General features: G+C 45.4%; 11 protein-coding genes, 2 rRNA genes and 2 pseudogenes. 9 read left to right on the top strand and 6 right to left on the bottom strand.

What is annotated here, in order from left to right; genetic code table 11:
* Window positions 1-125, top strand: a 23S ribosomal RNA gene (locus tag F6K46_RS35955); the annotation flags it as partial.
* 62 nt (window positions 126-187) lie between these two features.
* Window positions 188-305: ribosomal RNA gene (gene rrf / locus F6K46_RS35950) — 5S ribosomal RNA — on the top strand.
* 148 nt (window positions 306-453) lie between these two features.
* Here rrf and F6K46_RS35945 read toward each other — a convergent pair.
* The 5 genes and pseudogenes from F6K46_RS35945 to ribBA all read right to left on the bottom strand — a co-directional run.
* Window positions 454-670, bottom strand: a pseudogene (locus F6K46_RS35945) (hypothetical protein); the annotation flags it as partial.
* Window positions 671-838: 168 nt separating this feature from the next.
* Complete coding sequence (locus F6K46_RS35940) at window positions 839-1,213, bottom strand: hypothetical protein (protein WP_293067251.1); 375 nt, start codon at window positions 1,211-1,213, stop codon at window positions 839-841.
* Between the two features lie 78 nt (window positions 1,214-1,291).
* Window positions 1,292-1,618, bottom strand: coding sequence for a winged helix-turn-helix domain-containing protein (locus tag F6K46_RS35935; protein WP_293067249.1), 327 nt, complete (start codon window positions 1,616-1,618; stop codon window positions 1,292-1,294).
* Window positions 1,572-1,760 carry a hypothetical protein gene (locus F6K46_RS35930; RefSeq protein ID WP_293067246.1) on the bottom strand — a complete coding sequence of 63 codons (189 nt, stop codon included), beginning with the start codon at window positions 1,758-1,760 and terminating at the stop codon, window positions 1,572-1,574. Before F6K46_RS35930 ends, F6K46_RS35935 begins: the two co-directional genes overlap by 47 nt.
* Before the next feature lie 131 nt (window positions 1,761-1,891).
* Window positions 1,892-3,571 (bottom strand): bifunctional 3,4-dihydroxy-2-butanone-4-phosphate synthase/GTP cyclohydrolase II, encoded by a 1,680-nt coding sequence (gene ribBA / locus F6K46_RS35925; RefSeq protein WP_293067243.1) that lies wholly within the window; start codon window positions 3,569-3,571, stop codon window positions 1,892-1,894.
* 927 nt (window positions 3,572-4,498) lie between these two features.
* On the opposite strand from ribBA, the gene argC reads away from it, so the two are divergent.
* Both argC and F6K46_RS35915 read left to right on the top strand, forming a co-directional pair.
* Window positions 4,499-5,557 (top strand): N-acetyl-gamma-glutamyl-phosphate reductase, encoded by a 1,059-nt coding sequence (gene argC / locus F6K46_RS35920; RefSeq protein ID WP_293067254.1) that lies wholly within the window; start codon window positions 4,499-4,501, stop codon window positions 5,555-5,557.
* A gap of 18 nt (window positions 5,558-5,575) precedes the next feature.
* Entirely contained in the window at window positions 5,576-5,803 is a 228-nt protein-coding gene (locus F6K46_RS35915; protein WP_293067240.1) for a hypothetical protein, read from the top strand.
* A gap of 65 nt (window positions 5,804-5,868) precedes the next feature.
* On the opposite strand, the gene eno is transcribed toward F6K46_RS35915, so the two are convergent.
* Window positions 5,869-7,167 carry a phosphopyruvate hydratase gene (gene eno / locus F6K46_RS35910; protein WP_293067237.1) on the bottom strand — a complete coding sequence of 433 codons (1,299 nt, stop codon included), beginning with the start codon at window positions 7,165-7,167 and terminating at the stop codon, window positions 5,869-5,871.
* Window positions 7,168-7,268: 101 nt separating this feature from the next.
* Here eno and F6K46_RS35905 point away from each other — a divergent pair, with 101 nt between their 5' ends.
* The 5 genes and pseudogenes from F6K46_RS35905 to F6K46_RS35885 all read left to right on the top strand — a co-directional run.
* Window positions 7,269-7,391 (top strand): hypothetical protein, encoded by a 123-nt coding sequence (locus F6K46_RS35905; RefSeq protein WP_269087016.1) that lies wholly within the window; start codon window positions 7,269-7,271, stop codon window positions 7,389-7,391.
* 291 nt (window positions 7,392-7,682) lie between these two features.
* A complete protein-coding gene (locus F6K46_RS35900; protein WP_293067234.1) occupies window positions 7,683-8,429 on the top strand; it encodes a hypothetical protein in 747 nt (248 codons plus the stop codon).
* An 11-nt stretch (window positions 8,430-8,440) separates the two neighbouring features.
* Window positions 8,441-8,950 (top strand): hypothetical protein, encoded by a 510-nt coding sequence (locus F6K46_RS35895; protein WP_293029140.1) that lies wholly within the window; start codon window positions 8,441-8,443, stop codon window positions 8,948-8,950.
* 9 nt (window positions 8,951-8,959) lie between these two features.
* Complete coding sequence (locus F6K46_RS35890; RefSeq protein ID WP_293029137.1) at window positions 8,960-9,091, top strand: hypothetical protein; 132 nt, start codon at window positions 8,960-8,962, stop codon at window positions 9,089-9,091.
* A gap of 257 nt (window positions 9,092-9,348) precedes the next feature.
* Window positions 9,349-9,531: pseudogene (locus F6K46_RS35885) on the top strand (D-aminoacyl-tRNA deacylase); the annotation flags it as partial.
* Between the last annotated feature and the right edge of the window lie 117 nt (window positions 9,532-9,648).

Genomic DNA, 9,648 nt, shown 5'->3' with positions numbered 1-9,648 from the left:
AAGATGAGTACTCTCACTCTGTTAAGGAGGTAAGGTCACAGCGAGAACAGCTGTTGATAGGCGTTAGGTGGAAGTTTAGTAATAGATGAAGCCGAGACGTACTAACTGACCGAGGGCTTGACCATAACCACCAAGACAATTTGGTTTTTATACACTAGCTATGCAATCTTAATGGTTGTTTTGACTTCCTGGTGCTTATAGCGCGACGGAACCACACCGACCCCATCCCGAACTCGGAGGTGAAACGTAGCTGCGGCGAAGATAGTTGGTGGGTAGCTGCCTGCTAAAATAGCTCAGTGCCAGGATATATATTATTTTAATAATAGTTAATAGAAAAAGTCTCTTGTATAAACTTGCAAGAGGCTTTTTCTATATTAAGCAACCACAGAGATTAAAATAGATTAAATCATTAGCATGGGTGTTGGGTTAACCAATAAGTAATATGAAATCCGGCTAAATAGTTACTGTTAAGCCTTGGCATCCTGCCAAAGCGTGAAAATGGGTGAGTCCCCGGATCAACTCAGGCTGTTTTAGTAGTACGCAACACCGATTACATAGAAGTTGCTCTAACTCAAAGATGTTCTCAAAGGTTCGGTTAGCAATCGGCTCATCCAAGATTGACCAAAGAGGTTCTGCAGGTTGCAACTGTTGGGGAGTAAGGGGGAAGAAACTCGCTTATGTAATCCAACTGGAACGCACGATATCCGGCGTTGCTGATTATGCGTATGGTTTTGCCCCCCTAGCCCCCCAATTCTGGGGGGAACAAAACTATCAAAGTCCCCCAGAATTGGGGGATTTAGGGGGCTTTAATAAAACCAAATGATCCCGCATTCATTCCTTAATTCAGCAACGCCCGATATCCTGACCGGTGTGCCAACCGGCGTGGGTCTTCAGTTAAAATAACGTGTTTATTTTGGCAATTGCTGAAATGTTGGGCAAAGTCAGCCAGGACTTGATTGAACAGTTGAATGTTTACTCTCGGTAACAACCACCAATAGGTTTGACCCGAAGCTGGATGCACAAAACCCCATACCCAAACCCACTCATAGCGCCACTGCACTTTGGAGACGAAACCGATAGATAGTGGAGCCTTAATCAATAAGTTTTGACCCTTTTCTGCATAGCCTGCCAACCATAAAGGCTCCACTATCCTTACGGTAACTTCAAAGGCAATAGGGGTTTCCCACCAGGGAACCCAGAGGCGGCGCACCATAGGGAAAGAGTCCAACTCGATGTTCGTCCATCGCCCACAACTCAATCTCTGCCCCCGGGTGCTGCTGCTGTAACTGCTCTACTCGCTCAGGCAGTTTTTTTTCCAGGCTTCTTGCTTGATGGGATCTTGCTGTTGATGCTCCGGACGGGGCAGCCGTAGCCGAAACTCCATCTGCTTGAGATATTCCCAACCTCGTTGAGGCGCAACCGGACGGTCGAGCACTCGACTCATCCAATCAGCTACCTTACGACCATTCCACAACCCGCTCTCATCCACAGGGGCTTCTATAGCTTGTAGGAGTTGGGCTTGTTGAATCTCGTTTAGTATTGGTTCGGCTCCACGATTATGATGCCGACCATCACCTACCCCGGCTTCCCCCTGTTGGTTGTAGCGCTTGGCAATCACCCGTATCCAGCGCTGCGGAATACCCTGTTGCCTCTCGCACCTCTTCGGTCTGCTTACCTTTTGCCAGCAACCACAGGATTTGGTATTGGCTGCGTTCTACAGCATCACGCTCCTTGACGATACCGTTCTTCCAATTCCTCACAACTAAGATGAGGTAATAGGCTCAGCCGTTTGGGCATAGATCTTTCCCGACTCACTCTATACAATAAGTCTACACCCGGATTTGATATAATAACTTAAGTAATAACTGAGGACTAAAAGCAATAATTCATATTACTTTATTGAGCGATCAAAACTATAAATTTTCTGAGTTGTTAAATTATGACACACTAAAGATGGTCGCTTCGTCAAGGTAAACTTCTCTCGGTCTAAGAGTATTTGTAAACTCGTCAGTGGATCTTTTCCAGAAGAGACTAGAAATTCCAAGCATCTTATCTCAGGCCATTCAATCACCCTGTCCAAAATATTAGCGATCGCATTTACATAGGGATGCTGACTGGATTGGTACCAATCTAGTGCTGCTAGCTCAGGCTGATCAAAGCCTAAGTGTACCATTAAAGCAGGTTTCTCAAAAACTGCGGAAGCTACAGGTCTTGACTCCTCCTGCAATAATAAGTTCTGGCTATGAGCTAGAGACCGTAGCTTTTCTAAACGCTCATAACGTTCTGTCACCTGTTGAGGCTGGTCTTGCCAATGAATTGCTACCGTAACTAAATAGGTCTGCAAGAGCAGATGACCCAGCTTCTGTGCTTTAGTTGCCAGATAGCTAGAATTGTAGTCATTAGCTTCAATCAACAATGGAACCCGACCAACTACTTCTAATCCATAACCTTTTAAACCAGCGATTTTGCGAGGATTATTGGTAATCAAGCAAATTTTCTTAACTCCTAAATCATTGAGAATTTGTGCTCCCATGCCATAGTCTCGCAGGTCAGCAGGGAATCCCAAACGTTCATTTGCTTCTACGGTATCCAGTCCCATATCTTGTAAGGAATAGGCTTTCAACTTATTCACCAAACCAATCCCTCGGCCTTCTTGCCGCAAATAAACCACAACTCCCTCACCGGAATTCTCAATCATGTTTAGGGCTGCTTGTAGTTGCATTCGACAGTCACAGCGCATAGAACCCAAGGCATCTCCCGTTAAACATTCTGAGTGCATCCGCACCATCACTTGATGATCTTTGAACTGAGTCGGGTCTCCTTTTACAACGGCAACATGCTCCGAGTGATCTAACGTGTTGCGGTAAGCGTAAATCTGGAAACTCCCAAAACTACTGGGGAATTGGGCAACGGATTCTCGATAAACAAAGCGGTCATGTTTGAGGCGGTAACTGATTAAATCAGCAATACTGATAATTTTGAGTTGATGCTTATTGGCATACTCAATCAACTCTGGCAAGCGAGCCATGGAGCCATCAGCATTTTGAATTTCACAGATCACACCCGCTGGGTATAAACCTGCAAGTCTTGATAAGTCAACCCCTGCTTCCGTATGACCAGCCCGTTTCAATACCCCTCCCTTTCTAGCACGGAGGGGAAAAATGTGACCAGGTCGTCGCAAATCACTGGGTTTCGTTACTGGGTTGATCGCAAACTGGATAGTACGAGCACGGTCTTCAGCCGAGATACCAGTCGTCACCCCTAAGTGGGGTGCTGCATCAATGCTCACGGTAAACGCTGTCTGGTTAGTGTCCGTGTTGTTACTCACCATTAGCGGAAGGTCTAGAGCATCCAAGCGCTCCCCTGTCATCGCCAGACAAATCAACCCTCGTGCTTCCACTGCCATGAAATTAATCATGTCAGGGGTAGCAAATTGTGCAGCACAAATTAGGTCTCCTTCGTTTTCCCGATTTTCATCATCAACCACCACCACTGCGTGACCTGATTTCAGGTCTGCCAGAGCATCATCAATGCTATCAAACTTATAAACATCAGTTTTCGTGGATTCCACTTGTTTGCTGCTTTTGTTTAATTTAATGAATGGGCTTGAAATCAATGGGACCATGATCCTAGCTCATTTTCCCAAGTTTGACACTTGACGCTTAGGTGAGATGGGTGCATCTCAATGCCTGAAATTAGGCAAAAATTCCCCCGAAAATTCCCACACTTCCCACGCGCCCCCGCCCCTCTCCCCAGACTTCCCAAACTTCCCTTCTTTTTTACAAAAATGAGATGCACCCGGTTAGATGTTCTTGGTCACTAGTATAGTCTATCGAAGTGCGGCGGCTTGCTTGGTGATAGACCACACTTTTAATCACCAGAAGCAGGTGCCGATGTCAGCGCCTTGTGATTTGGTAAATTACCTAAGCATTCAGGCGTCAGGTATCAGCTAAGGTGCTACTTGAGGTGCTGCTTGAGGTGCTTTTGAATGAAACAGGTAAGTCTTCGTTTAATATCAGTTCCCTCCCCTGAGCGAGGAATTTATAGTCTTTGGCTTTGAGTCCGTTGAACTCCTCAGCCGGATAGCTTGTTTTAAGCTGACCCCTAAGGGCTGATAGCTGAATGCTTACGAAATCACAACTGCTCTTGTGCCATTCAAATGTTGCCAATAACTGAGGGATTAGGGTAAACTTAGTCAGTTTTCACGATCCTTTGCTAGGGGATAATTTTTGTTAGTGATCGGATTGACTAACAGATGTGGCAACTGCACAAATAGTGCTAAAACAGGACGTAGAAAACTGAGCCACTGTTCGCAAGACAGTGAATGAAAATACCTGTGGAGAGGGTCTGACGGGGACTGAGCTTGTTCTTGGTCTAGTCAAGAGTCCCGCAAGCAGGTGTATACTCAGCCCCAAGGTTGAGAATCTCCCACTGAGCTAGCAATTAGCCTTTAGTGGGGGAGGATGTGAAAGCTCTTACCCTATAGGAAAGGAACATGATGGGGGATTTAGAACGCCTACCAGTAGGCATAATTGGTGCTTCTGGTTATGGTGGCGTACAACTTGTAAGGCTCTTGATGGATCACCCAGGAGTCGATATAGTTTATTTGGGTGGAGAAAGCAGTGCTGGCAAGGGATTTGCTGAGCTTTACCCTCATCTAGGCCATCGTGTTAATCTAACCATTGAGCCTATTGACATAAATACTATTGTATCCCGTTGTCAGGTAGTGTTTCTGTCGTTGCCTAACGGTTTAGCCCATAAGCTAGCACCATCACTGTTATCAAAAGGATTAAAAGTTCTCGATCTCTCAGCTGACTATCGATTTAGTAAACTTGAAACTTACAAAAGCTGGTACGGTGGAGAGCGCCACGACCAAGAAACCGCTGCTACTGCTGTTTATGGTTTACCGGAACTGTATCGCGATCGCATTTCCTCTGCCGAGTTAGTCGGTTGTCCTGGTTGCTACGTCACAAGCAGCCTGCTCGCCCTTGCTCCCCTGCTCAAACAGGGTCTGATTATTCCAGACACTGCCATTATCGATGCCAAATCCGGTACCTCTGGGGGTGGACGCAAGGCAAAAACCAATCTCTTACTAGCAGAAGCTGACAGCTCTCTAGCCCCTTATGGCGTGACTCATCACCGCCATACCCCAGAAATTGAGCAAATTTGCAGTCATTTAGCCAGTCATGAAGTCAGGGTGCAATTTACACCCCACCTGGTTCCCATGGTACGGGGAATCTTAGCTACCGTTTATGCCACATTGCAGGATCCGGGACTAGTCAGGGAAGATTTGTTCACCATTTACACGGCCTTTTACCGCGCCTCTCCCTTTGTCCGGGTGTTACCCAGTGGCACCTATCCCCAAACCAAGTGGGCTTGTGGCACTAATCTTTGTTACATAGGGGTAGAAGTCGATACCCGAACTGACCGAGTTATCGTTATGTCAGTCATCGACAACTTGCTCAAAGGTCAAGCTGGTCAAGCTGTACAGTGTTTGAATCTGATGATGGGTTGGGACGAAACCCTAGGCTTGCCTCAACTGAGTTTTTATCCGTGAATCGGTTGTGGGACGGATGTGCAAAATAAACCACAAGTGGGGGGAGATAGGAAAAAACCATTCCTCCTAAACTCCCCACCAAATAACCTTGGCCTATTGACCACCCGTGCGCGTTCAACCTTGGCCAAAGGCCACGCTACGCGAACAACCTTCAACCTTCAACCTTGGCCAAAGGCCACGCTACGCGAACAACCTCCTAACCTTCTAACCTTGGCCAAAGGCCACGCTACGCGAACAACCTCCTAACCTTCTAACCTTGGCCAAAGGCCACGCTACGCGAACAACCTCCTAACCTTCTAACCCAATAACCTTCAACCCTGACACAGCGGGCCCATGCCACAAGTTCCAGCATAAATGGCGCGATCGCCTAATTCATCTTCAATCCGCAGCAACTGGTTATACTTAGCCACCCGTTCACTACGGCACAGTGAACCTGTTTTAATTTGACCGGCACGAGTAGCAACAGCAAGATCAGCAATAGTAGTATCTTCGGTTTCCCCAGAACGGTGACTAATCACAGAACGGAAACCGTTGCGAGTTGCTAAGTCAATCGTTTCAAGAGTTTCGGTCAAGGAACCAATTTGATTGAGCTTAATCAAGATCGAGTTACCCGCACCGACATCAATACCTTTTTGTAGCCTGGTGGGATTGGTAACAAATAGGTCATCACCCACTAACTGAATGCGGGAACCGAGTTTTTCAGTAAGTAACTGCCAATTACTCCAATCCTCTTCGTGGAGTCCATCTTCAATGGAAACAATGGGGTATTGCCCCACCAACTCAGCTAGATAGTTAACAAACTCCTCTGGGGAGTGAGATGCCCCATCATAGACATACTGAGCATCTTTGTAGAACTCGCTCGCGGCCACATCCATGGCTAAAGCGATTTGTTCCCCTGGCTTATACCCAGATGTTTCTATAGCGGCAATCAATAAGTCTAGCGCTTCTTTATTTGACCCCAAGTTGGGAGCAAAGCCACCTTCATCTCCCACACCGGTAAGCAATTTTTTCTCTTTCAAAACCTTAGCCAAGGCGGCAAAAACCTCAGCTCCCCAGCGCAGAGCCTCTCGAAATGACTGTGCTCCCACTGGCACAATCATGAATTCCTGAAAATCCACATTATTATCCGCATGAGCACCACCGTTGATCACATTCATCAACGGAACTGGTAGTAGATTAGCTAGTGGTCCGCCTAAGTAGCGGTAGAGGGGGAGTCCTTTACTGGCCGCCGCCGCTTTAGCTGTAGCTAGGGAAATCGCTAGGATGGCATTTGCTCCCATATTCTTTTTGTTGGCGGAACCATCCCGACGAATCATCTTGTGGTCAAGCAACATTTGGTTGAGAGCATCGTTTTCCAATAGCTCTGGGGCGAGTTTTTCTTTGATATTCGATACTGCTTTGAGTACCCCTTTACCACCGTAGCGACGGGGATCATTATCTCGTAGTTCATGGGCTTCAAAAGTACCAGTAGAAGCACCACTGGGAACTTGGGCAATTCCCACGGCACCGTTAACAAGGCGCACTTGGGCTTCTACTGTCGGACGTCCACGAGAATCTAATATCTCTCTGGCATCAATTGCCGCAATTGCAGTTTCTGATTTAGTCAACATGCTTTTTCCTCTAATTATCTAAAGATTGCAACTGCCTTAATCGTTAAATCGCTCTAGGAAAAGAAAGGAATGTCACTTCTTTTCAATCTCCTAGTTAATCAATGATGTCAGCCATCTCAGCCCTTAGGAGCTGTGAGCTATCCGCTATTAGCTATCAGCTTAAGCGCTACGCGCACGCTACGGGAACAGCCATGGTTGAAAAGCTGACTCCTTGGTGGTTATAACTGGGTACTGATAACTTAATGCTTACGATGAGATTGTGCCACTTTAAGGTCTGGAACATCAACACTACACAGTTTTCTATACCTAGAGTATTGTTGATATAATCGCCCTAAATATTTCGACCATACTAATGGTGATATGGCTCACGAAAATTGCTGAAAATAATCACAATTATTTTAGAGTTGGCTCACAACAAACCAAAATTATTTTAAATAAGCTAGGGGAAGACTAGTTAAGATGACTAGGGTTTCGGGACTCTTACTGACCTGTTGTTAAGGGCAATAATATCATCTATGATTTCCTCCCCACTTCAGAAATTTGTGTTTAGACCAGCATTGATTTCAGCAACAGTATTTGCTGCGCTGACGTTACCCGTAGGCTGGTTCGGTGCTAAGCCAATATCCATTAAAGTACAGGAGGAGCAACTATTCTACGGTCATGTGCGAGATGCGGCAACGCCTTACCTTACCTTGGCAACGGTGATTAGCCTGGGAGCTGGTATGGCCAGTGTAGCTATAGCAGGATGGCAAAAGTCTGCTCAACAATCATCGCAACTTCAGTCACAGCTATCAGATCTAGCACAACAAATTCAGAAAAAGGAAGAATTATTAGAAAAACTTAGGCTTTCAGAATCCCAGCAGAACCTTCCTCAACACAAGCCTTTAGACAATCAGATAGACAATCAGATAGACAATCAGATAGACAATCAGACATCGCCACAGCAGCCAATTAACTATACCGTCTATACTAGTTCTAGCTTCGAGTCAAACCGTAAACCACTGGTGACTAAGACTGGGTCTACAGAAAATCAACCAGTAGCTAAATCTGCGGTGAAGGTGCCAGCCAAAACCGTTGAGTACAAGCGAACGCAAACTGGTGTGGGTAATAGTCAAACCCATACTGGGCTTGAATCCCATTCTGAAGTAGTATCATTACCATCGGAAGATATTCAGCAACTTCAAAGTCAGTTGCAACAGGTCAAAGCTCAGATGACAGCGATGCAAAAGGTTTTGCACAAGCAACACTTTGTATCTACTTGAACACCAACGTTATGTCTAGTCCATCACCCATCGACCCCCAAACCCCATCGGGATTGGCCGTTGGCCACCCTAAGCGATCAGAATTTGAGCTAAATCTGCTCAAACAGGAATATTTTTTCCTGCAAACTACTGTAGAAGATTACAACAAACAAATCTGGGTGATTAAAGCCTTGGGGATTACGGCCACTGGTGTGGTTGTGCGCATGGTCTTAAAAGAAAAACAGAATAGCATTGCCCTGATTGGGTGTGCTATTCCCCTGTTCTTCTGGATTCTAGAAAGTCAGTGGAAGCACTTCCAGCGCGGTTTCTATCCCCGTTTGGTAGAAATTGAGGAAATTTTGACTCAGGAGTTTAACTTGCGCAGTCCAGCTATTTTTACTGGCTGGAGTCGTACCTTTAAGCGCAGTAATATTCCCAAACGCCAAGGCTATCTTTGGGATGGTTTATTAAACCGTAGCGTTTGCATTACTTATCTGTTAGAAATTGGCTTTCTTTTGGTATTATCGTTAATTAGGTTTTAGGAATTAGAAGTGTTGAACAGGGAACAGCGGATCTGGGAACAGGGAATCGGGAATCGGGAATCGGGAATCGGGAAGAAATGGTTCCCTAGTGTGGCGATTATAAATGAGTATAAAATAATTGCTCGGAAGCTTACTAAGTAAGGCTTTTAGTGATTTAAAAAAGCAATTTTCATAAAAATTGCTTTTTATTGTATTGATACAGTACCTTTGTGGAATCCCTTGCTATTTAAGGGGTAATCGCTCATTTAAACTAGTTATTGAGTATAATCAGTCTAGGATAGGCATTGATCATAACACCTAAAAACACTCAGATCTTTTTCCTACTGTTCCCAGATCCGCTGCTCCCTGTTCCCTAAAACCCAGGACGAAATACCTCAGCCAATTGAGAACTGCTACATATGCGAGTAATCATCCAACGAGTCAAATCCTCCCAAGTCGAAGTAGAAACAACAGTGATTGGGAAAATAGGGCGAGGGCTTAACCTACTAGTCGGTATTGCGGATACTGATACGGAAGCTGAATTAGACTGGATGGTGCGAAAGTGTCTAGACTTAAGGCTATTTCCAGACGAGAGGTGTAACTATGAGCATTTAATCTCATCAAACCTTTTCATATCTCTACAAAGATGTTAGTATAGATTTGTAGAGGTTAAGCCGTTATGAAAAAATATGTCACCCCAAAAGAGGCAGCCGAATATT

Origin of the sequence: Moorena sp. SIO3E8 (assembly GCF_010692445.1) — a bacterium.
Lineage (GTDB): Bacteria > Cyanobacteriota > Cyanobacteriia > Cyanobacteriales > Coleofasciculaceae > Moorena > Moorena bouillonii.
Note: the sequence above shows the minus strand (reverse complement) of the source record. Positions and strands in the feature narration are given on the sequence as shown.